Below are 24,316 nucleotides of genomic sequence, written 5' to 3' on the forward strand. Positions count from 1 at the left end.
TCCCTTTTGTTTAACACCTTTACGCTTTCACTTCTTTTTAAAGTAATGCGTTCTTCCAATACTGATAGCAGTGCTTAAGATAATAAAGCTGATAGCCACAGAAGTATTGCCCAAAGTGCTTTCGTTCTGAACGCTGTTGTTCAGAGTGCGCTTATTCTGAAAGCTCTTGCCCCGCAAAATAGGGCGGCATCTCATAAATGGTTTTGTATTTCTCAAATAACCGTTGCATATCACCCTCTACCACCATTCGCGTAATTACGTCACCAATTTCATAGCCTAGCGCGCGATAATTAGTATGAACAGCAAGTCCTATATCCCACTTTTGCTTTCCAATAAGCGGAAACGCGTTGCTTGCAAGGCGATATTGCTCATTATCGACAAACTGACTGAGGTAGGATATTTGCGAGCGCAATCCCATTACCGCTTCGACGGTTCCTGCTTTCATTGCGTCAATCGCTTCTGCGTTTGAACCATAGTGCGATGTTTTTTCTCGCAATCGGCCGCCAAACGCTGACGTTAAGTAAAAGTGGGGAATGCTGTCTATTTCCGCACCAATCGTGTGATACTGAAACATGCCCATGGTTTCCACTTCGGGCAAGGTTTGCGTGTTGTGAATGATTTGCCAGCTTTCACGCTGATAGGGGGCAAACATATGAACAAGCTCATTAACCAACAAGCCCACGTCGTCACGTTTTTGAGAAAAGCTTGGGTCGTAAGGCGCGCGCATCATCACATCGGCCTTAATGCGGTGAATTATATGGCCCTTCCATAGGTAATTTCTGAAATCGTCCTCTGTCGTTTCACCAGGTGTCATCCATATCAGTTCTAGCTCAACACCAAGGGCGCTCGCGATTTCACGGGCGATATCAATATCAATACCTGTGGGGCTGTCGTTTTCAATAAATGAAAATGGAGGATAGTCGGTGTACACCGCAATTCTAATTAAACCGCTGTCTTTAATATCGTCTAACGATCTTGCTTCTCCGAACGCAGAAAGCGCAGAAACCGTTATCAGGCAGAGTAAAGTGAAAATAACTCGAAAAGGTTTAACTAACTGCACAGCTTACCCACTTATTCAATCGAACTTCTTAAGCATACTAAGGGGTTAGCGTGATTTTACTAATGCTACTTTAGCGCCATAGCATTCCTCCTTTAGGAGGATGTTCTTCGGGAAAATTGCCATATACCCTTATGTCAGACAAACAGATATCAGCAAAAGCATGCAGCTGAGCTCGGGGTGGTATATGGCAAAGGGTGTAAAAAGCACGGTTGAAAGACGATTAACCGGTAAGCGTTATCAAAAGTGTGTAGCGTCACTTTTTTGCTGCGTTCTGTTGTCGTTATTAAACAGCGCGCTCGCATTTAATGAAGCGCAATCTTCTAAGGCCCAACAAGCTGCACCTCAGGCCTCTTTTGCCACTATTGTGGTCATTTACATAAAAGTTGCGGGCACACCTCCACCAGGCACACCAGACTATTTAAAGTCCCCCAGCAATGAGGGGACAGCTGGCGCAAGTGTGGCGATAGAGGATGCCAATATCACGGGAAAATTTCTTGGTTATCAGTTTGAGTTAACTGAAATCAGTGTGCCTTCTATCGGCGAACTGCAAGCTTCTTTAGCTAAAACACACCAGCACTCTAGTTCAAGTGCTAACGCAAATCACAAAGAAATAAGCAGCAATCAGCAAGGCAACATTGCACCCGTTGTACTACTGGACATGCGAAGCAGTGATAAGGTAAAGGCTGCCTCAATTGAGCAGTTGATTGCCAATATTCAAAGCACGCTTCCTAATGCCGTATTTTTTAACGTAGCTAATAGCGATGATCTGCTGAGACAAAATTCATGTCGCCTGCCCTTGTTTCATACAATCCCCAGTTATCAGATGAAAGCCGACGCGCTAGCCCAGTGGTTTCGCACTAAGCGTATTGACGAGATATTTGCAGTTTACGGAAAAACCGCTGACGATGCTGCATACCTAGCCGCGTTCAAACGCAGCGCTAAGAAATTCAAGCTTTCACTTGTTGAAACTAAACAGTGGCAGGACAGTTTTGATTTACGCAGGGCTGCCTTTGCTGAAATTCCTCAATTTACGCGAACAAGAGAAACCTATCAGGCTGTTTTTACCGCCGATAGCGCGGCGCAATTCGCGTATAGCCTACCCTTTAACACCTATTATCCCGTACCTGTGGTAGGCGCTGCCGGCCTAAAAGCACTAGGTTGGCACTTTACCCACGAACAATGGGGCGCCCGTCAGCTTCAAAGCCGTTTTAACGATACGTTTAACAGACACATGAATGAAGTCGACTTCGCCGCGTATCTTGCGGTAACGGCGGTGGCAAATGCTGCGCAGCAAGGAAGCGATTTAACGCAGCAGGGAATACTTAAAACCTTGCTTAGCGACGACTACACGCTGGGTGCCTATAAAGGCCGTCCCCTTTCTATTCGTCCCTACACCCACCAATTTCGTCAGCCTATTGCGCTGGCCCACGAAGACGCACTGGTGACTCATGCGCCCCTTGAAGGCTTTTTGCACCAAACCAACGAACTGGACACATTAGGCGCAACACACACTACCTGTAAGGACAAGTTATGAGCTATCGCTTTGCACTCTTGCTTGGCAGTTTAATGGCAACCTTTGCCTTTTCACTTCCTCAAGCTTTTGCACTTCCTCAAGCGTATGTCACTAACGAAAAAGACAACACGCTATCTGTCATTGATATGACGACATTTGATGTGGTTGAAACTATCGAGGTTGGAGAGCGACCCCGAGGGTTTATTTTAAGTGCAGACCAGTCCCACGCGTATATCTGTGCCTCTGATGCTGATCGCATTCAAATTATGGATTTGTCTACCCATTCCATAGTGGGCGATCTTCCCTCAGGTGCAGATCCTGAAACCATAGCATTACATCCTAACGGCACCACTATTTACACAGCTAATGAAGACGATGCCCTTCTTACTGTTATCGACATTCCAACGGCTCAGGTCATTTCTCAGATAGATGTAGGCGTAGAGCCTGAGGGGCTGGCTGTGAGTCACGACGGCAGCATGATGGTCGTCACATCAGAAACCACTAACATGGTGCACTGGATAGATACCCAAACGCATGAAAATATTGCAAATAGCTTGGTTGATGCAAGACCCAGAGATGCTCACTTTACTAAAGATGACAAGTACCTTTGGGTAAGCTCGGAAATAGGTGGCACCGTTAGTATTTTCGATACTGCTACTAAGCAAAAAGTGAAGACCCTTTCCTTTGCCATTAAAGGCGTTTATCGCGACAAGGTTCAGCCAGTGGGTATTGTGCTTATGAAAGACAAGCCCTACGCCTTCGTGGCGCTTGGCCCAGCGAATCGCATAGCGGTCATCAATACCAATACCTTTGAAGTGGAAGACTACATTTTGGTTGGGCGACGAGTGTGGCAATTAGCGTTTAATCAAGATCAGTCTTTATTGCTGACCACTAACGGTGTGAGCGGTGATGTTTCTGTCATCAATACCCACTCGTTAAACGTAGAGCATACGGTAAAAGTGGGGCGTTACCCTTGGGGCGTGGCGGTTAAATGGAAATAGCGGTTCAAGCGGTTTCACATCAGTACGGCGGCCACCACGCGCTGGACAATATAAATCTTTGCCTAAAACCAGGCTTAACCATGCTGCTTGGGCCAAATGGCGCAGGCAAAAGTACCTTATTTGCGCTTATTACGGGCCTTCAAAAACTCACGCAAGGCAGTATTACCTTTGATGGTGCTACCCTGTCTCAATCTCGCACAAGTATTATGGCGAAAATGGGCGTGGTATTTCAGCAAAGTACCTTAGATATCGACTTATCAGTGAAACAAAATTTGTCCTACTTTGCTTCGCTCCACGGCATAAGTACCACTAGCGCGCTATCTCATATTCAAGGCCTGCTCGACGAGCTCGATCTTACAACTAAGCTCAACACAAAAATTAGAAACTTAAATGGCGGGCACAGACGTCGGGTCGAGTTAGCTCGCTGCCTTATTCACAAGCCATCCTTGCTGCTACTAGACGAGCCTACCGTTGGCTTAGATATAGAATCCCGTCATCTTATTTTGCGGGTAGTACAAGCACTCGCTCATTCGCAAAACGTAAGTGTACTATGGGCCACGCATTTATTTGAAGAAGTGAAGCACAACAACAACTTGATAGTCTTATCAAAAGGACGAGTGTTAGCCCACGACCAATGTGAAGCCTTGTTAGCCAAGTATCATCAACAGGATATTGAGCACCTTTGGCAGCATTTGATGCAGGAAGGCTCCTGATGTATTGGCGCTGTTTTGTGGGTGTACTTACCCGAGAGATGCTGAAGTTCTGGCAGCAACGTACACGCCTGTTAAGTGCATTGGTGCGCCCGCTGCTTTGGCTATTTGTTTTTGCCGCAGGGTTTCGTTCGGCCCTCGGTCTTTCAATGACCGAGCCTTACGAGAGTTATATTTTGTACGAAGAGTACATTGTACCTGGGCTTGCCGCCATGATTGTGCTTTTTAATAGTATGCAAAGTTCATTGTCCATGGTGTACGACAGAGAAATGGGCAGCATGAAAGTACTGCTGTTAAGCCCGGTTCCCCGCCCTTTTCTGCTAGGCAGCAAGCTTATAGCCAACACCTTGGTAAGCGCTATTCAGGTGTACATCTTCTTTGCCTTTGCGCTTTTACTGGATGTACGCCTATCTGCGTTGGGATACGTTTATGCGTTGCCTGTTATTGCACTACTGTCATTGTTTTTAGGTTCGTTAGGATTATTACTGGCAAACTATATTAAGCAGCTAGAGAACTTTGCCGGGGTCATGAACTTTGTCATTTTCCCGTTGTTCTTTCTATCAAGCGCCCTATACCCGCTTTGGAAAATGCGTGAAGCCAGCGAATGGCTGTATCAGATTTGCGCCTTTAACCCCTTTAGTAGCGGCGTAGAATTACTGCGATTTGCGCTCTATGAAAAACTCGAACACAACGCGCTAGCCGTTGTACTTTGTCTTACGGCTATCACTTTTATTTTCGCTGTGAGAAGCTTTCGCCCCAAAGCCTCAAAAGGGCGCTTCTCGTGATAAAAGCAAACCTAACCTGGGCTAATGAAAGCAATAAAGTTGAAACGTTAGACGATAGTGACTGCTTACTTATTTTAACTACGCCCGAGTTATTAGCGAGCCAACTCTTTCACTTTTCAACACCCGCTAAGACATACATTGAGCAGGTTTTTGACGATGAAGGTTTTGCAGGAAATAAAGGCCAATGTGTATTAATACAAGGCCTTAAGGCGTTTAAAACAAGTTACATCTCAGACACTGAAAACAGCGGACAAAACAAAATTAGCCAACAATTAGCTGATGTAAAACGGGTGCTGTTTTATGGTGTCGATTTTGCGCTTTTTGAAGCGTCAGATGCACCCAACGCCTCTAGCCGTGCCTCGACTTTATCTAAAACTAATGACCCTGCCATAGTTAACCGCTCAAGCTACGCTAGCGATTCAAACTCCGCGTTTAATTCAAAAAGCACCTGTGACTTGAAGCAAACTAACGCGCCAGCATTTCGCTACTTAGAACAGCAGTTCGATGCATTGTTTAAAAAGCTTAAAAGCGTGTCGGGAACCTTGGAAAAACTGTCGTTTATGGCGCTTTCTACCACTGAAACAGCAAGCAATGACCCTGTTAACACCATTGCAAGCCACTCACCATTTCTGAGTGCGCTACTTAGAAGCTATTTCAAGCACGGTTATCACTTTAAGGGCTATAAGACGAATAATCGTTCGGTTTCTAGCAGTCGAGCCCGCGATGGCAACAACAACGCAACTAGTGTTGAAAAAAACGCCGCAACTAATGAAGCAATTAACCAAGCACTTGATATTAGGAGCACGCTGTCTCTTGCATTAGATGCCAAGCATTTTAATAACGCGCAAAAGCGTCTCGTTTCACACACTATCCGCTATGAATCAGCCCTGAATGCCGCGATGACGTGGGCTAAAGATCTCGCCCACATGCCAGCCAACTTATGTACGCCAGATTACCTGGCCGAACAAGCTCAGCATCTGGCGCAAACCTTTAATACGGTGTCTTGCGATATACTCAATGAAAGTGCGCTAAAGCAGTTAGGCATGAACGGGTATTTAGCGGTAAACGCAGGTTCACAGTTCGCTGCCACCATGCCTATTCTTCGCTACACAGCCAAAGGTTTAGAGAATTCACCGCCAGTAGTGTTAATTGGCAAAGGTGTAACCTTTGACAGCGGCGGCATAACGTTAAAACGCAGCCCTGATATGCGCCATATGATTTACGACATGGCAGGCGCTGGCTGTGTATTGGGCGTCATTCAGGCGGTTGCCACACTGGGGTTAAATATAAATATTATTGGTATTGTGGCGAGCGCTGATAATGCGATTGATGGCAAAGCCTATCGCCCGGGTGACATCATTACTATGCACTCAGGAAAAACCGTGGAAGTCATGAGCACCGATGCAGAAGGGCGTATGCTTATGGCCGACGCAATCAGCTACGCGAAACAGTTCTCCCCCTCGGTTATTATTGATATTGCAACCCTAACCGGCGCGACCATTAGCGCACTGGGGCACAAAGCCACTGCACTTTTTAGCAACGCTCCAGCGCTTGAAAGTGCGTTAGTTGAAGCGGGTGAACTGGCTAACGACAGGTGCTGGCCTTTCCCACTTTGGCCAGAATATCAAGACGCCATTACCTCTCAGCACGCGGATATGATGAATGCGGGTATAAACTCTCCCGGTGCTATTTCGGCAGGCTGCTTTCTCTCTCGCTTTGCTGACGGCACGCCATGGGCTCACCTCGATGTAGCAGGAACCGCTTTTACCTACACCAAATCGTTATCGGCAACCGGCCGCCCTATTCCTTTGCTGTTATCTTACTTAAGCAGTTGCGCAATCAAAAATAATCAATAAATCATCAAAATTCATGACAGTTCTCCTCCCTTAGGAGGATATCTGTTAACACATATTCAACATATACTCAGTCATGCGTTTAATCATAAAGAAGAGGAACAATTATGTGGACTAAACCCCAATACACAGAAATGCGCCTTGGTTTTGAAGTAACTCTTTACATCAATAACCGCTAGGCAACGCCCTCTGGGATGATGAACAAAAAGGCTGCCGATGCAGCCTTTTTTTACTTGTAGTATGGAGTTGTTATGCACGTATTGATTCTTGGTGCTGCCGCCGGGGGTGGATTTCCGCAATGGAACTGCCACTGCCCCAATTGTAAGGGTTTACGCGAAGGTAAAATAAAGGCGAAAGGTAGAACACAGTCGAGCATTGCTGTCAGTAGCGATGGTAAAAATTGGGTTCTCATTAATGCCTCCCCCGATTTAAGGGAGCAGATAAATAGCCATCCGCAGCTGTGGCCCGACGCCCATGTGTCTCGCGGCACACGCATAAGCGCAATTGTGCTTACCGACAGTCAAATAGACCATACTACAGGCCTGCTAACATTGCGCGAAGGCTTACCCCTTCCCGTTTATTGTACCGATGTTGTGGCCGAAGACCTAACCACCAGCTTCCCGCTTTTTACCGTATTAAAACACTGGCACGGCGGACTACAGCAGCATTCAATTAATACCGATTATCATCAACGCTTTGTACCAAAAGGGGCAGAAGGCCTGACTTTCCAACCTGTGGTATTAGAGTCTAATGCGCCCCCTTATTCGACGTATCGCGACAACATTGTGCCGGGCAACAATATCGGCCTGAAGATAACTGACGATACCACGGGCAACGTGCTTTTTTACGCGCCGGGATGTATGCAGGCAAACGACACAGTAAAACAGGTGATGCGCGAATCCCACTGCGTGCTATTTGACGGTACGCTGTGGGCCAATGAAGAAATGATCGATCACGGCTTTAGCAACAAGCTGGGCACTGATATGGGACACATGCCGGTTAATGGAAAGGGCGGAGCCATTGCGCTGCTAAATGAATTTAACGTTGAGCGTAAAGTACTTATTCATATCAACAACACTAATCGCGTGCTTGACGAAGACTCCAGTGCTTATCACAGCCTGTGTGAGCAAGGCATTGAATTGGCTTACGACGGTATGGAAATTGAGGTGTAGTAATGACAGAACACGCATGGTCTAGACAAGAATTCGAACAAAAACTGAGAGAAAAAGGCGCTTACTACCATATTCATCACCCGTTTCATAAACGCATGAATGAAGGACACTGCAGCGTTGATGAGATTCAGGGTTGGGTGGCCAACCGACTGTATTATCAAATGGCGATACCGGTTAAAGACGCGGCAATTTTAGCGAATTGCGAAGATCAATCGGTACGCAGAACTTGGATCCAACGAATTATCGATCACGATGGACGGGAAGGTGAAGACGGACTGGGCGGCATAGAAGCCTGGTTGCGGTTAGGCGAAGCGGTAGGCTTGAACCGCAGTGAATTACTTGATGAAACCCACCTGTTGCCAGCGGTTAAATTTGCAGTAAATGCCTATGTGAATTTTGCCCGCCGTGCGTCGTGGGAAGAGGCTGCCTGCTCATCGTTAACTGAAATGTTCGCCCCTGAAATACATCAAAGCCGATTAGATACCTGGCCTAGGCACTATACATGGATTGATAGTGAAGGCTTTACCTACTTTCAAATGCGGTTAAGTCAGGCGCGCCGTGATGTAGAGCATGGCCTGCAGATTACCCTTGACCACTTTGTTACCCGACAACAGCAAGAACATGCGCTCAATATACTGCAGTTCAAAATTGATATTTTGTGGAGCATTGCTGATGCCATTTGCTTTGCCTATGAATATAAGAGAAAGCCGTTTGATGGTATTGCCGACCAGCGGGTGTGCCATATAGGGAGGTTTTAATGATGTCGAATTTACAATCACAAACCGAGCACCACTTAGATGCTGATAGCGTCGGTGCTGATAACGTGGAAGATAACATTGAAAATAGCAGCAGTCACAACAACGAGGGCGGCCGCACAAGAGACAAAATAGCTTCTTTAAATCCGCTTTTTCGCATGCAGTACGAGAAAGCTCAGGGTTGTTATGTTTTGTTGTTCCCCGAAGGAATGATCAAACTTAATCCTTCTGCGGCAGAAATTCTTAAGCGTGTGGATGGCAGCAATACGGAAAATGCCATTTGTGCTGAGCTTCGCCAGGCGTTCCCTGATGCACCTGAAGATTTAGAAGAAGATGTTCATGCATTTCTGGTTCATGCCGAGCAAAAGAAGTGGATCCGCTATGACGAATGATACAGACGTTGATTTACAAACCGACGAACCAAATAGCATAACGCCTCCGCTATGGCTCCTAGCCGAAATTACTTATCAGTGCCCATTGCATTGCCCCTATTGCTCAAACCCAGTAAACATGGAAGAAACATTTAATGAGCTCTCTACTGAGCATTGGGAGCGTGTGCTGCGTGAAGCGCGGGAAATGGGCGCCGTGCAATTGGGCTTTTCTGGCGGAGAGCCATTGCTTCGAAAAGACTTAGAGCACTTGGTCGCTTATGCGCGGGCTTTGGGTTTTTACACCAACTTGATCACCTCTGGCATTGGCATGACAGAAAAACGTATTGCCAAACTCAAAGAAGCCGGCCTTGACCACATTCAGCTGAGCTTTCAGGCAGCCAATGCTGAAGTCAACGACTTAATAGGCAACAAGCGTCACTCATTTGAACAAAAACTTAAAATTGCGAAGTTGGTAAAACAATACAACTATCCTATGGTGCTTAACTTCTGCATTACCGCGCAGAACATTCACGAAATAGAAGACGTGATGGCGCTCAGCGAGCAGCTGAACGCTGATTTTGTCGAGCTAGCTACCGTGCAGTATTACGGCTGGGCCTATGAAAATAGAGACCATCTTTTACCTACCTCACAGCAGCTACAGGAAGCTGAAGCCGCAGTGAACCGCTACCGAGCGCAGCAAAACGGTAAAGGGCCAACCTTCATATTTGTGTCGCCCGACTACTACGAATCTCGCCCTAAGGCGTGCATGAATGGCTGGGGCACGACGTTTTTAACCGTAACGCCAGATGGCAGTGCCCTTCCGTGTCATAGCGCAAAGATATTGCCCCTTCGTTTTCCCAATGTAAAAGAACGCTCGTTGCACGATATTTGGCACCAAGACTTTAGCTTTAATCATTTCCGTGGCGACAGTTGGATGCCGTCGCCCTGTAGGGACTGCGATGAAAAAGACAAAGACTTTGGCGGCTGCCGGTGTCAGGCGTACCTGCTAACAGGTGATATGTATAAGACGGATCCGGTTTGCAGCAAGTCGCCCGATCACCATTTGATGAAAGGCATTACCGATAAAGCAGGTACTGCACCGTCGAAGGCACTACAGTATCGGAAGGTGGAAAAGCCGATTCCCATCCTAGAAGTAAATACATCAAGCTAAGTGTTTAGGAAAAATACTATGTGGCGAGTACGAAATGGTGAGCGCTGAGTGGTAAGAGAGACTGTAAACCCGTAATGATAAAAGTGTATGTCTGAATTTCATTTCATTGATGCCGGCTCTGGGTCAAAAGTACATAGCGTTGTTTTTGCGCTAAGAACCCCTGCAGCAGGCCACACTGGGTTGTCTCATTTAGCTGAGCACATGAGCTTTCGACGCTCTCACCAATACCCCGCTGCCCACGAGCTTTTTACGGCCAATACACTTCTGCCCGTCACTATTAACGCTACCACACTCGCCGAGTACACGTTCTTTTTCGCTTCGTCTGAAAAAGCGAACGTGCTGCTTGATGCTGTAAATTACCTGTACTGTGGCCTGCTTAACCGGGATTACGGTACCGATGAGGTTATCTTAGAGCGTGACGGGGTTATTTTTAACGAGCTCGCCATGTTAGAGGCAAACAGCGACTATGCATTAAACGCCGCTATTCGATTAACCGATACCGATAAAAATGCCTATCAACACGCAGGTGGTTTTACACAAACCATAGGCAGCAACAGTATTCAAGCGCTTCAAGACTACAAACGCCTGTGGTATCAGCCAAACAATATTACTACGCTGGTTTACAGTGATTCCCCCCTATTTTTCGAACAGTGCAAAGAGGTTGTTACAGCCCTGAGCGCAATGAAAACCCTGAGCTCAATGAAAGCGCAGAGCGTGGAAACAGCCTTGAGCGCTGAAACAGCCTTGAGCGAAAAAACAGCCCTGAGCGCGGAAACAGCCTTGAGCGAGAAAGCAGCCTTGAGCGAGAAAGCGGCTTTAAGCGAAGGTCCAACCCTGAACAGAGACGCCCCTCTGAATCAGCACCCACCTCAACGCGAACACTCACATTCAGACAAAGAAGCCTCTCTTGATGCACAAACAATAAATGGCGAAAACGAATCAATAAGGCATGTATTAACCTGGTGGTTTCCTCAGTGCTTTCTAAATGGTTTACAGAAGCAAGAAGCAACGCTTAACACTGTAGCAGGCCCTGAAAACACCTTATTTATTGACCCCGAAATTAATCAACAAGGTAACTTTGCAATTCGCCTCGTCACAAAAGAAGCGATTAAAGAAGAAGCAAGAGAGTTTTCAAGAGAAGCTGCACCAAGGCTTTCAAAAAAACTGACACATAAGCAAACAAAGGGTAGTAATAATCAAGAGTTGGAACGACTAAAAGATGTCGTATCCACGTGTCTCGCCTCATTAGATATCGCGCCTTCAAACCCGATGCCAGACACTGATAAACACGCAGAAGGTGTAGGTGTAGCCATTCGTTATTTTGCGCAATTAACGAATGGGTTGTCTTTGAACGAGCGTGCCGCCAAAGATTGTGCCACCAAAAGCGCTTATTTGGCGAGTGCTAATAAGGTATCGCACTCCTATTTGGGGGCTCTACCTTCACCTGAAAAGTCAATCGCTCTCGAGCGGATTAGAAAGGCACGCAAAGACTTTTCCGCGCGAGCCAGCGCTCCCAATATCGACCAAGCGGTTTTCATACCTCGTCTTGTTTCCAAGTACCAACATTTTATTACTTTAGAGAACTTGCCTTCGCTCCCACGGTTGTTACACCCCCTCGCTAGAAACACCACTGCTTTAGCGCGATTTAACGCGGAGCAAATTGCTTCGCATTTAGCACCATTTTTAAACCCGTCCCCTTCCACAACAGTAGAGTCAGTGCCTCTAAATTCAGTCTCTCGTTATTCAGCCTCGCACTGGGTGTATCGCATTGCTTTCTATCAACAGGCAAGACTACACAAGGTATTGGCTGATCAGCTTTTTTGGCAACCAAGAACCTCAGGGGAATGCTATGCACTGGGCGCTGCGACTTATGAAAATAACCTGTATTTGTTTGGTGCAAGCGATACAAATATCAAAGAGCGTAAAAGCTGGTGCAATACGATTTTGTCGATGCCCATATAGGGAAATTCGGGAAAAAACACTGCTACCAATTTATGATACTTCCTCCCACTTAAGGAGGATATTTTTAGGGAATGGTTAAGGCAATACTGAAAGTATAAATAATAACGAAGCAGTCAAGACCATGCCTACGCGAATTTCTACTAAAAGCTCTAGCCAAAACGTTGCACAATCCCCAACACATCAACTTGCCCGTTCACCATTTGCTCTTGCGATTATTGCAAGCGCTGTAACCTATGCGTTTAGCTCTGCTGCAGAAGCTAACGATGCAATGGACCACTACGAGGTTATAGAGGTACAGGGAGCGACACCGCTTAGCGCCAACAGCAATAACTCTGCTGTATTTGGTAACGTTCAGACACTCACTCAAGACGATATTGAAGGGAGCGTCAACCGTTCACTACCGGAGCTACTCAAAACTCAACTGGCAAGCGTGAACCTAAACGATGTTCAAAACAATCCGTTTCAACCCGATCTGCAATACCGCGGGTTTACTGCCTCTCCGCTGCTTGGTCTACCTCAGGGCATTTCGGTGTACTTAAACGGCGGTCGGGTTAATGAAGCGTTTGGCGATACTGTGCATTGGGACCTAATGCCTCTAGATGCTATAGATACCGTTTCTTTGTACTCTGGTTCAAACCCTCTGTTTGGCCAAAACACGCTAGGCGGCGCCCTTGCGCTAAGAACGAAAACAGGGTTTAGCTTCAACGCCAACGAAATAGATTTACAGGCTGGACAATTCGGCCAGAAAGCCGCGTCTGTGGAATCAGGTGGTCATAACGATCACTGGGCGTATTACGTGAACCTGAATCATTATGAGGAAGATGGCTGGCGTGACTATTCGCCATCTGAAGTGCAGCAAGTATTTACATCGCTTGCCTATAAAAGTGACAAAATGCATCTCGACATGAACCTCTTTATGGCCGATAACGAGTTACTCGGAAATGGTGCGTCGCCAATTGAACTGCTGGATATTGAAGGAAGAGAAGCGGTCTACACCCACCCCGATCAGACCAACAACGAACTTACGCACGTTAATATAACCGGTGATTTCGTTTTAACTGACACCTTATCTTTAACCGCCAATATGTTTTATCGCGACACACAAACTCAATCAATCAACGGCGATGACAGTGATTTTGGTGCCTGCCAGTTCGCTGATGGACGCGTAACACTGTGTGAATTTGAAGATGATGACGACGATGATGATGATGCTCCGCTTGATAGTGATGATGATGGCGACGACGATGATGACGATGATTTGCCTGTTGTAGGCGAAGGCGACGATATAGAAGCGGTTGAATTCATTGGCTTTGATGACGACACCGCGCTTGCCGAAATATCAGATGTGGACGCAGATGAACTTGATGGAACATACAATACGGGCCGGACAGACGCCAAAGCTACTGGGTTATCTTTTCAGCTAGCAAAACAATATGCCTTAAGCGGCTTCAGTTCAGAGTTAATTGTTGGTGCCAGCTACACCAAAGGAGATGTTAACTACGCCGCTGATACTACATTTGCTATTTTGGAAAACGAATCTGCACAAGACTCACGCACCGTTTTACCCATCGACGGGCTCATGGCACAAGAAGCCAGGGTTAGATTAGATGTAGACACCACCGCATGGTCGCTATTTTTCATGAATAGTACACAGCTCTCTTCAGCCGTATCACTCAATCTTGGTGGACGTTTTAACCGAGACCATATTGTTATGGAAGACCTGATTGATGACGGTGAAGGTTCATTGGACGGCAATCACCGTTTTACCCAATTTAACCCAGCGGTAGGTGTAGACATTACTATTGATGAGCAAAGCCAGTTGAATCTTGCAATCAGCCAGTCTTCAAGAACGCCAAGCCCAGCAGAGTTAAGCTGTGCAGATGAAGACGACCCTTGCCGCTTACCGAACGGTTTTGTGGCCGATCCTCCTCTTGATCAGGTGGTCACCCAGACTATTGAAGCAAACTACACCACACGCATTGATAACATCGACCTGATGCTAAATGTTTTTCATAGTAGGAGTAAGGATGACATTATTTTCCAACAAGCTGGCTCTGTTGCCTCTCGCGGATACTTTATTAACGTTGATGAAACCCAGCGTCAGGGCGTAGAATTCAGCGTAGGTTCAACGTGGGAAAAACTAACCTACCGGTTAAACTACAACTATCTTAACGCAACCTATGAATCAACATTCACGTCGTTTAGCCCCTTTAACCCTCAGGGTCCAGACAGACTCGTAACACCAGGTGACAAAATTCCAGGCCAGCCAGAGCATTTAGTCAAGCTCTACGCAGATTACGCCTTAACGGATAAAGCGCGTTTGGGGGCAGAAGTTATTTCAGCATCTAGTCAGTACTTTAGGGGCGATGAGGCTAACGAAAACGAAAAGATTGACGGATACGTTATTGCAAACATTTATGCATCGTACCGGTTCAACGACACATTTACCGCATCGCTACGTGTGAACAATGTGTTCGACAAAGACTATGAAACCTTTGGCACGTATGGCGAGGCTGATGAGGTATTAGAAGACATTTATCCCGACGTAGAAGGTGCAGAGTTCGTAGGCCCCGCACAACCGCGAATGGTCAGTGTAAATCTAAAAGCGAGATTCTAATCAGATAGCAGTTGTTACCACACGCGATTTTATCCACACAAAAGCTGAACAAAAACCAAAAAAACGCGACTTACTTTTTAACAGTAGTCGCGTTTTTTATGATTTATACCTTTAATTTTCCCGCTACTAAAGAAGGAGATTAACACGCCTTACGGCCGATGGTTCAAAATTCAATAGAACCTATTATCAATTTACTGGACACCGAAAGCATTAAAACCAGTCAAAAATAAAAATAAAAAGCCACTGTAATTAATCAACACTACCAATATTGGGACAGTAAAATGAAAAAGAATACATTTACAAAAACCTGTTTATCTATTGCCATTTTAAGCACAGTCAGTAGCCATAGTTTTGCCCAGGACGAGCCCTATTCATGGAATATCTCTGGATGGATAAATGAAGGCTTAACCTATTACGACGACGGTGTGGGTAGTGATGTGGCACAACTTTCAGACAATGGTACAACGTTAGGCAGCCGGATCACGCTTTCAGGAAACTATAAACTGGAAGAACAAGGCATGGACGTGGGCTTTGAGGTCATTATTGAACCTCTTTCAGGTGCACCGAACTACGCCGGTGGTGGCCATCAAACCCCGCTTTTATTTGCCAATCAGGATAACTTAGACACCTTCAATGGCGGCGACATAGGCCTGTTGGGTAGTAGCCTCTACTTTGGTGGCGACTGGGGTAAAATCACCATTGGTTTACAAAGCCTTCCCACCGATAACATTGCCGTTCTAGCCGATCCTTCTGGCACAATCTGGTCGGGAATTTCTCCATTATTTAGAGCAAATGGCTTCTTTATTCGAGGCGTAGAAGAAGGTTCAACCAATGTCGCATGGGGTCAATTTGCTCAGTGCTTGGCTACGCCTGGCTTGGGTATTGGTATCGACTGTAACGGCATATATCGCAACGGCGTGCGCTACGATCTCCCTCAAATGGGTAACGTGAGTATTGCGGTCGGTTATGCAAACGACGAAATTTACGATATTGCGGTTAAGTATGCGGCTGAGCACGAAGGCTTCAAAACTAACCTTCATGCAGGTTACTCAGTGAATAAAGATGGCGGTAGCAATGTTGGGGGCAACAGTTCAACTACGCTGCAACTGCAAGCAGGGCTCATGCATATTGAGTCAGGAGTATTTGGGGTAGCCACTTATCAGATGGAAGAAGCTGACGATGCGATTGTTGGGTCGGGTGACGATACAGATGCTTATTACTTTAAAGCAGGCATAAGAAAACAGTTTAATCGCTTTGGTGATTCTGCTTTCTATGCTGAATATGCCAGTTATAACGACCAATACGGCATGGCTCATTTAGATGGCGTTACCGGCTCAGAGCTTAGTCAGTGGGGCGTTGCAGCAGAACAATATTTTGGATCGCGCTTCTTGGTGTACGCGAAATACGAAAATCTAAGTTTAGATATTGATGGTTCAGAATCTGCGCAAGGAATTTATAACAGCGCAGAAGACTTAACCCTAATTCAACTAGGTGGCACTGTGTTCTTTTAATTTAGAATTAAAAATCAGTCATATTTTAACATTGAACTTATATCTAATTACTCTGAAACTTAAAAATTACTCGATTCATTTAATTAATGATAAAAAACTGATTAATTTTACACTTAATTAAGAAATTAAAATTAAGCTAAAAGATATGACATAAAAAAGCGAGATTCACTCTCGCTTTTCCTATTGAAAAAGGAAAGATCATGAAAAATATATCTCTATTTTCATTACGTTCAGCTCAACCCATTCTGTTAGCCCTACTCTTCATAACGACAGTACATATCGCAGACGCACAGGTCATATTTCAGGAGGACAAAAACAATTTTATTCGCCTTGTTGAAAAGCAAAACGAAACAGACAGTGACATGCGTGCCAACCAGCACCCCTTTACGCTGCAAGAGCAGGGTGTATCCGCCATACTTAGCGCTATTCAGGTGGTTAAGAACAAAAATACGTCAACACCGCTTTTTTCCAACGAACAGGTTGCGTTACTTGCCGCCTATCTGCCTGAGGCGCTGCGAACAGCGACTGCTCAGCAAGACGTAATTTTTGCCCTTAGTAAAGAGAAGCGCTATTTGGCAGGCCTTAAAACCCAAACGTATTACGTTGCAGGCAGTATTTTCGTTGCAGACGACCAGCTCAATATTCTTATTGGCGAGTTCGATAAAGTAGCCAATAAAGCCTACGAAATGGCTTACGATCCTACTTCTCAGGGCTTGGTAAAATACGACTTTGATTTTGGTAATCGCAAACAAGCAAAGTTCTCATTCGATTCCCCACTCTCTTTTTCCGCACCTGGTATAGAACTGAAAACGAAAAATCGCTTCGATTGGGTGGTCGCACCGACTCAGCTGGCATTTGAAGCACCTGTAGAAAAGGAAACACTTTCCCCAGCGAATAGGGAAAACACACCCAGTAAGAAAGACGTAGCTGGCTCGGCCCCCTTACCAGCAGAAAACGATATCGTTGCTCGTTTTAAACGGTTAGACGCACTAAAAGAGGCGAAACTAATTAGCGAAACAGAATACGCCGAAAAAAGAAGGCAGTTACTTGACGAGTTATAGAACGAAAGTCCCGTCAGTACTGGTCTTACGTGCTTTTTTATTATAAGCCATTGGTCTTATTAGGCCTGATTTGATGTTATATTAATGTTAACATTGTAAACACGTGAAGTGACTGTTTAGCTTTTAATATTTCGGGGAACTTGGTCACTTTGAAGCGTTTCATTTACGCCATAATTTTGTCTTAATAAAAGGCTTATGTGTGAATAAAACGCCAGCCCAAATAAGTCACAAGGCCAGCGGCAAATGTCGCTTTTTTAGCTGAGGGAAAGACCATGCACCGTATCTTGATAATTGACGACCACCCTATTTTTCGTCACGCAATGATTACCATTTTAGGGAAAAAGTTTCCCGACTCAGAAACCCTCGAAGCCAATTCAATTTCTGAAGCGTTAACGTTACTAGAGCAAGACGCGAAGTTCGACTTAATCATGCTTGATTTAAATATGCCGGAAACCTGTGGCCTAAACGGACTTTTAGAAATTCGAAACCAACACCCTAACGTACCTGTAGTGATTATTTCCGCTGAAACGGAAAAGCAAAATATACTGCAAACCATTTCTTATGGTGCCGTTGGCTTTATTTCAAAAAGCAGCAAGATTGAAGAAATCGCCACATCTATCGAGAGTATTTTTGAAGGGAACGTGTGTTTACCATCAGAGATATTGAGAACGCCGTCTACCAGAACACGCATGACCAATGACAACGGTATTTCGCCGGAGCAAATTCGTTCATTAACACGAAAAGAGCTGACTGTACTGAAATATCTAACTCAAGGGTTAGCCAATAAAGTGATTGCCTACGAGCTTAATATTTCTGAAACCACGGTTAAGTCTCACGTCTCATCTATTCTCAAAAAATTAGGCGCCAGCAACCGAGTAAAGGTTGTGGCCAGTGCCGCGAATATCGACTTTAACCAGTACGTATTTAATTAAGATCTGTTGATCTTTGCTGTGCACCGAAGATTAATAGGTCTTAGACACGTTTACTTTTAGCCATTCAAACTAGAGACTAGCGCCGCCTTCAGCACCGCGGAGTTAACAGGTTTGTGCAGCAGCTGAATGTCGGTGCCTTCAAGTTCATTCGCTAATGCTTTTGAGTGATTAGCGGTGCAAATCATAATGGGCATTGAAGGCGCGATTTTTCTTACGCGTTTCGCAATGTCTAAACCGGTTTCTTCTTCATCTAGGTGGTAATCGACAATAAGCATGTCGCACTCGTCAAAACTGCCATTATTTACAGCACTGCATTGTTCAAAACCTGAGAAAGTGTCTACTTCCATGTCCCAGTTTGCGAACAACGTTTGCATAGCAATGCGCATATTCGCATCGTTATCAATATGCCATATATGCTTATCCAAAACGTAATCTGGTAACGATGGCTCCAAAGTATAAAGATAGTCTTGCTCCTGGCTCGTATCACACACTTCGGTAATAGGAATGGTCACCGTGAAGCACGCGCCTACGCCCTCTTTCGAGCGCACTCGAATATCGTGCTCTAGCAACTTACTCATTTTATCTACAATGTATAATCCCAGACCCAAACTGTAAGAGTAGTTAAAATCGTTTTCTAACCTGGAAAACTCTTTAAAAATAACTTTCTGATCGTCTTCGCTTATACCCACACCTTGATCATAGATGCTAATTTCTAGGTTCTCATTCACCTTTCGCGCTGCCAGTAACACCTTGCCGTTGGCACCGTATTTCATTGCATTTATTAAAAAATTTCGCAATATTCGAGAAAGTAAGTTCACGTCTGTCACCACGAAGGCTTCTTTCAAGCGATAGCGAAAATCTACACTGTAGTCTTTACTGATATGCGTAAACTCTTCGGCTAGCTGCATAAGTAACGGCAATACATTTTCTTGCTGCTTATCGGGCTGTAACACCCCAGCGTCCAGTTTGGATGTTTCAATAAGCGTGCGAATAAGGCCATGTAAATCAGACAGTGAATTATCGAGGGCGGCAACAATGGGGCTGGATGAACTATCCACTTGATCTTTCAATGTTTCGTTGAACAAGATCGCAGCGCTAAGGGGCTGCATAAGATCGTGGCTAATAGCTGCCAAAAATTTGCTCTTTGAATCAATCGCTTCTTGAAGGGCGATGTTGGCGTGATTGAGTTCACGGGTACGCTTTTCTACATTCGATTCTAATTGGTCTTTAGCCGCTTTAAGCTGGAGTTGGCTTTCTACCTGCTGCGACACGTCTGTTGCCAAGACAAAGTGCCCGGTGATATCGCCGGATTCATTGAAATGAGGCAAATAAACTTTCTGTAAAAAGCCAACGTCGCCATGAGCATTTTTTTCTTTGCTTTGAAAGCTCACCACTTCGCCTTGGTTAACACGGCGCAAGTACTGAATAAGATTGGGGTAAACCTCTTTCAGATGGCTTCGATCCATAGGCATATCATTAATGTCTTGCTCACTAACGCCATACCAATCGCGATAACCTTTATTGGTGTATTGAAACTTTTTATCGGTACCAATGTAAGCAATAAGCGCCGGTACATTATCGGTTATCATGCGGATCCAGCTTTCGTTTTGCTTCAGCGTTTCTGCGTAGTGATGCTGCGATGTAACATTGGTGAACGTGCACAGCGTATTGCCGTCGGGCAGTGTAGTGATGTTGCGTTCAACCACCAGTTGCTCGTGGATAATCTGTGTACTTGGCCCCACCGGGTTTAAGTTGAGCCCGCTCCAGTGACGGTTATTTTGAAGGGCATAAATATTCTTACTGTTTACCAGTACGTGCTGGGGCACGTTTGACTGGGTCAAAAACGTGTTATTCCAAAACGCAATGCCACCTTCTTTATCAATGAGCAATATTCCAACATCAATATTATCGATAAGGCTTTGCAACAGCTTGTTTTTCTCTTTAATGACTTGCTCGTAACGATTCGATTCAAGCAGTTTTACTTCAGTGATGTCGTTAAACAGAATAACGTTCCCGCCTTCTTGCGTGGGTCGATTGGTCAGCTGATACCATCGCCGGTTCGACAACTGATAGATCATCCTGCCTTCGACATCAGCAGGTAGGGCGCGGCGAATAACCCCGGAATGCTTGGCAGCTTGGGTGATATCGTAATAGTTATCGCCAATTTTAGGGGTAATGGAAAGGTCATCCCAAACAGTTTCAAAGTGCCGATTAAAGAAGATGATCCCGCCCAGTCTATCTAGCAACACCATCGCCTGATTAGTGCTTTCAATGGCGTCGTGTAAACGCTGTTTAACCTGATGGGTTTCTTCGTGAGCCCGCACCAGTTCGGCGTTTGACTGCTCCAGCTTTTGCAGTACTGACTGCAGTTCTTCGGTTTTCTGACTCACTTTTTCAGAAAGTTGAACCGAATGTTCGAAGGCGCGGTAGCTGTGATGATTAAAACCGCCCTCTTCCATGCGATACATCAGCGCTGCGTTTATTTTTTCAAGCTTTTCGTTTTCACGCCGTTGCTCGTAAAGGGCCTTTTGGAGCGCTTCCACGTCGGTAAATTGATTATTGGGCTGCAAAATACACCCCCGTAAACGTTTGGTTCAAGTGAACCGAGTGAATATGCTCGCCATAGGCATTGAAGCCCGCGACATTGTACCTTTGCTGTAGCCGTCTTATTTCGTGGTCGTTTTTGCCCTGTTGAATTTCGAGCCTTCTCAAAAAGCAATCGCAAGCATAGACAAATTCGGGCTCGCCAAGCTGAGCGCGCAGCTTGTCTAGTTTACTTTCTAATGCTTCAATGCAGTCACCCAGCTGAACAAATGTAAGAATAATGCCAATATCTACCGCGCAGTAGAAGGTAATGGCGTTAGTGGCCAAATCTACTTTTTGAATAGAGCGGATGAAATATTTGCCCCCTACCATCACTGCAAGGGGAAACATGGAAAACACATCCGGCGTTAAGTCTTCAGCTTTCATTCCCAATAAACTGGCGTAATACTGCGCAGCAGGTTCACCGTTTATTTCATACACGGTTCGCGACTCAGGGTCGGCGTGGGTGACCACCAGCTTCGATACGGGAGAGTTAATGTGATCAATGGAGAACACGGTGAAGGGCTTTCCCGTGCCAACAAGCAGCAATACTGCAGCGTCTCGATGAAATTCACCGTTGTAAAACACATAGGTGGCTTCAAGCTTTAAATCGTCGCCGGCGCTACCGCCTAAGTGTGGGATATTGCCAAATGCAGTCGCAAAGGTTTCTAGAAAATGTTCCTCATGGCGGGTAAGTCCATCGAGCACAGAAATAACGAAGTGCTGCTCTGTATCGTAACGACGCTCCCTCCCCTGTAAGGCTCGGCGCAAACCACTGGCAATATCGTGGGCTTCATCAAAGTTTACTTCGCCTAAATTAGGCACCAATGCTGTAGCAATAGAAAATTCGTTTTTCAAAAACGCGACGGCCAAAAGTTTTTCTGTTCCGTACCCATTTTTATTAAATTCTCCAGCACTGGTGCAGCCAACAATATTCACGTGCGGAAAACGTGCGGAGATTTCCTTTGCTACGGTGTCTAAGTCAAACAGCGTGCTGGTATGAAAGAGTAATAGCTCTATTTCATCGCACTTAACGTTGGCTAAAATCTCATTGGCCACATCACGGCAGGCTTCTTTAGCACCGTATAAACTAGAATGGTTGTCATCGTTAACCTTGCTATTAGCAGGTTGACTAAGTGCGGACAGGATTGAGGTTTTTGACACGCGTTGGCACCTTTTTCTTTTTATATTTATCGATTTTGCACAAGTCAGGGTTATCTAACGTAACCACACACTCAAGGCACTGAATACATTCAGCATAGTCAATGCTGCCGTCTTGTTCTATAGCATCAATACCACATTTCTTTTGTTTGCACAGCTGACACGGATTACCACAGGCATCTTTACGTGTAAGCAATTTAACTAAAGGGAAACGCCCCAAAATGGCAAGCCCCGCTCCCAACGGACATAAATAGCGGCAGTACACTTTATGAATTTTTAAACTAAGTAGCAGCAATAAAACCGAATACAGTACAAAAGGCCAATATCGAACAAAGTGTAGAGTTATGGACGTTTTGAACGGCTCTATCTCAGCGAGCTTCTCTGCAAGGTTTAGCGAATAGAATGAGCACGCAACAAGCCCTATAAGCAACCCATATTTAATTTTTTGTGCCCGTTTGTGGTGCTGTGGCTTAATTCTAATTTGTTTTATCCTGAGCTTTTCAGCCAGTATTCCCATCATTTCCTGGAGTGCTCCGAAGGGGCAAAGCCAGCCGCAAAATAGTCCCCGCCCAACGATAAACAACGAGACAAATACAAAGCTCCACAAAATAAAAATGACCGGGTCGAGAAGATATACCTCTAAGGAAAATCCGTCGACAATATCCAGTAGCAGCGTGTATATGTTGACAACAGACAGTTGCCCTTGAGCGTAAAAGCCAATAAAAAACAGCACGAACACAAGGGAAAATGCCCGTACTGTATGCACAAACTTGGTGTAAGGCGTTAGCCTTTGCTGGAATGCAAAAAACAACGACAGCGCTACAAGATAAACAACGGTGGTGCTTATCGTTAAGGTTCTGTCCCTCCAAATTTTCTGCCACAACGGAATGGGCTTCGCTAACTGAGCCTCAGGATTTTCCATAAATAGTTCACTAGGCAGTGTCACTTTCAAAGGGAACAGATGCTCATCTTGCTCGAAGAAACTCGGCTTAAACGGCACACTAATCGCTATTTCCATTTCTTGGTCAAGTGACAGCCCACCTTTCGATTTTACTCGAAGTACTTTGATCTCGTTGTAGTCGGGCAATGCTTGTGAAAATGCGGGGTCATAGAAGCTATAAAAATCGATATCGCGGATAGCTGTGGGAAAGCCGCCTTGAGACACCCGTAAATGCTCAGGTGTGGTTTGGGGAATAAACTCATCGCTGATAAAACTGAACCCTTTCGTATTCAGTACCATCAGTGCCATTTCACCCGGATTTAGATTTTCCTGTAACCGAGCAAATTCCTCTTCATCCAGCAGGTTTTTCCCCACAATAGGAAGACTTAAAAACGCATAGTAGTGTTCGGCAATGATGTCACCATCAAGAGCAAGCTCGCTTTGAATATCGTCAACCGCCCGAACCACTTCTCTCGAAAGCCCTTCGGTATTTTGCTGAGTAATCTGGTGCTTTTGAATGTAGCCCTTGTCCACCAATTCGCTAAAATTAAGAGGTTCGTAAAAGTCTGGATTGATAATATTGTTGCTAGGCGCAACAAAGCCATCGAGCTTAGCTCTGGCAACGGCTAATGCAGATGTCACGATGGTATCGTTGATAACCAGCACCGATACGGTGGCTTTCGTAACTCCATCAAAGTAGGTAGCGTCTTTGCCTACATTGCTTTTCCCACCAATGATAAAACGTTCTTTGACACTGTGCCCTTGATATTGAGCAACGAAATCAAACATGGATTTCTCGCCAAGCCCGTGCAAAAAAATCGGCTCGCTATGCTGCTTGACGAAAAGATCGACCACATTGCCTTGTGTATCTAGCCCAATCACCACATTAACCGGTTTGCCTGAAAAGCCTATGAAGTCGACAAAGTCATTCGACTCAAAAACATATCCGAGTAGTTGCTGAAGCTGATAGACCGGGGTTACCTTGATGTCAGTGTGCATCTCCCCCACGCGTGTAGCGTTGGGAAATATTTTGTAAATGTCTTGTGGAATGTCTGTCGCGTCAGACTGCGCCAACACATTGGTGCTGAGAAACAGCAAGAAAATGATTGAGGAAAATGCGATGCGCATAAAAGTAGCGGGCGGCGGAAGGCGCCGCCC

19 protein-coding genes are annotated in these 24,316 nt (G+C 45.4%); 15 read left to right on the forward strand and 4 right to left on the reverse strand.

Annotated elements, in window-relative coordinates; genetic code table 11:
- Positions 1-151: 151 nt before the first annotated feature.
- Positions 152-1,060: an ABC transporter substrate-binding protein gene (locus tag MHN02_RS13245; protein ID WP_239246627.1), complete on the reverse strand. Its 909-nt coding sequence runs from the start codon at positions 1,058-1,060 to the stop codon at positions 152-154.
- Between the two features lie 184 nt (positions 1,061-1,244).
- Between MHN02_RS13245 and MHN02_RS13250 the strand changes: the two genes are divergently transcribed.
- From MHN02_RS13250 to MHN02_RS13320, 15 genes are all read left to right on the forward strand, one after another.
- On the forward strand, positions 1,245-2,594 hold the full coding sequence (locus tag MHN02_RS13250) for a hypothetical protein (RefSeq protein WP_239246630.1): 1,350 nt from the start codon (positions 1,245-1,247) through the stop codon (positions 2,592-2,594).
- Positions 2,591-3,574, forward strand: coding sequence for a PQQ-dependent catabolism-associated beta-propeller protein (locus tag MHN02_RS13255; protein WP_239246633.1), 984 nt, complete (start codon positions 2,591-2,593; stop codon positions 3,572-3,574). The genes MHN02_RS13250 and MHN02_RS13255 overlap by 4 nt, the downstream gene beginning before the upstream one ends.
- Positions 3,565-4,287 (forward strand): ATP-binding cassette domain-containing protein, encoded by a 723-nt coding sequence (locus MHN02_RS13260; RefSeq protein ID WP_014977362.1) that lies wholly within the window; start codon positions 3,565-3,567, stop codon positions 4,285-4,287. The genes MHN02_RS13255 and MHN02_RS13260 overlap by 10 nt, the downstream gene beginning before the upstream one ends.
- Positions 4,287-5,069 carry an ABC transporter permease gene (locus MHN02_RS13265; RefSeq protein ID WP_015068005.1) on the forward strand — a complete coding sequence of 261 codons (783 nt, stop codon included), beginning with the start codon at positions 4,287-4,289 and terminating at the stop codon, positions 5,067-5,069. The genes MHN02_RS13260 and MHN02_RS13265 overlap by 1 nt, the downstream gene beginning before the upstream one ends.
- The gene (locus MHN02_RS13270; protein WP_239246639.1) at positions 5,066-6,925 is read left to right on the forward strand and encodes a leucyl aminopeptidase; all 1,860 of its coding nucleotides are present in this window, start codon (positions 5,066-5,068) and stop codon (positions 6,923-6,925) included. Before MHN02_RS13265 ends, MHN02_RS13270 begins: the two co-directional genes overlap by 4 nt.
- A 104-nt stretch (positions 6,926-7,029) precedes the next feature.
- Complete coding sequence (gene pqqA, locus MHN02_RS13275; protein ID WP_071953288.1) at positions 7,030-7,101, forward strand: pyrroloquinoline quinone precursor peptide PqqA; 72 nt, start codon at positions 7,030-7,032, stop codon at positions 7,099-7,101.
- Between the two features lie 72 nt (positions 7,102-7,173).
- Positions 7,174-8,094, forward strand: a complete 921-nt coding sequence (gene pqqB / locus MHN02_RS13280) for a pyrroloquinoline quinone biosynthesis protein PqqB (protein WP_014950672.1) — start codon at positions 7,174-7,176, stop codon at positions 8,092-8,094.
- Between the two features lie 2 nt (positions 8,095-8,096).
- Entirely contained in the window at positions 8,097-8,852 is a 756-nt protein-coding gene (pqqC, locus tag MHN02_RS13285) for a pyrroloquinoline-quinone synthase PqqC (RefSeq protein ID WP_076012934.1), read from the forward strand.
- Positions 8,852-9,241 (forward strand): pyrroloquinoline quinone biosynthesis peptide chaperone PqqD, encoded by a 390-nt coding sequence (gene pqqD / locus MHN02_RS13290; RefSeq protein WP_075176734.1) that lies wholly within the window; start codon positions 8,852-8,854, stop codon positions 9,239-9,241. The genes pqqC and pqqD overlap by 1 nt, the downstream gene beginning before the upstream one ends.
- Positions 9,231-10,391, forward strand: coding sequence for a pyrroloquinoline quinone biosynthesis protein PqqE (gene pqqE, locus MHN02_RS13295; protein ID WP_239246641.1), 1,161 nt, complete (start codon positions 9,231-9,233; stop codon positions 10,389-10,391). The genes pqqD and pqqE overlap by 11 nt, the downstream gene beginning before the upstream one ends.
- A gap of 87 nt (positions 10,392-10,478) precedes the next feature.
- Positions 10,479-12,353, forward strand: a complete 1,875-nt coding sequence (locus MHN02_RS13300) for an insulinase family protein (protein WP_239246643.1) — start codon at positions 10,479-10,481, stop codon at positions 12,351-12,353.
- A gap of 121 nt (positions 12,354-12,474) precedes the next feature.
- Positions 12,475-14,970 (forward strand): TonB-dependent receptor, encoded by a 2,496-nt coding sequence (locus MHN02_RS13305; RefSeq protein ID WP_239246645.1) that lies wholly within the window; start codon positions 12,475-12,477, stop codon positions 14,968-14,970.
- A 281-nt stretch (positions 14,971-15,251) separates the two neighbouring features.
- Positions 15,252-16,481 (forward strand): porin, encoded by a 1,230-nt coding sequence (locus MHN02_RS13310; protein WP_014980250.1) that lies wholly within the window; start codon positions 15,252-15,254, stop codon positions 16,479-16,481.
- Between the two features lie 200 nt (positions 16,482-16,681).
- Positions 16,682-17,542: a hypothetical protein gene (locus MHN02_RS13315; protein WP_239246647.1), complete on the forward strand. Its 861-nt coding sequence runs from the start codon at positions 16,682-16,684 to the stop codon at positions 17,540-17,542.
- A gap of 272 nt (positions 17,543-17,814) precedes the next feature.
- Positions 17,815-18,474: a response regulator transcription factor gene (locus MHN02_RS13320; protein WP_014950680.1), complete on the forward strand. Its 660-nt coding sequence runs from the start codon at positions 17,815-17,817 to the stop codon at positions 18,472-18,474.
- 56 nt (positions 18,475-18,530) lie between these two features.
- Here the strand turns inward: MHN02_RS13320 and MHN02_RS13325 are convergent, their stop codons facing one another.
- From MHN02_RS13325 to MHN02_RS13335, 3 genes are read right to left on the reverse strand one after another with little or no spacing between them, the layout of a single operon-like run.
- Positions 18,531-21,044, reverse strand: coding sequence for an ATP-binding protein (locus MHN02_RS13325; RefSeq protein WP_239246649.1), 2,514 nt, complete (start codon positions 21,042-21,044; stop codon positions 18,531-18,533).
- Positions 21,031-22,221: a nitric oxide-sensing protein NosP gene (nosP, locus tag MHN02_RS13330; RefSeq protein WP_014980253.1), complete on the reverse strand. Its 1,191-nt coding sequence runs from the start codon at positions 22,219-22,221 to the stop codon at positions 21,031-21,033. The genes MHN02_RS13325 and nosP overlap by 14 nt, the downstream gene beginning before the upstream one ends.
- Positions 22,190-24,286: a 4Fe-4S binding protein gene (locus MHN02_RS13335; protein WP_014977375.1), complete on the reverse strand. Its 2,097-nt coding sequence runs from the start codon at positions 24,284-24,286 to the stop codon at positions 22,190-22,192. The genes nosP and MHN02_RS13335 overlap by 32 nt, the downstream gene beginning before the upstream one ends.
- Positions 24,287-24,316 lie beyond the last annotated feature (30 nt).

Source organism: Alteromonas sp. CNT1-28 (assembly GCF_022348345.1).
GTDB lineage: Bacteria > Pseudomonadota > Gammaproteobacteria > Enterobacterales > Alteromonadaceae > Alteromonas > Alteromonas macleodii.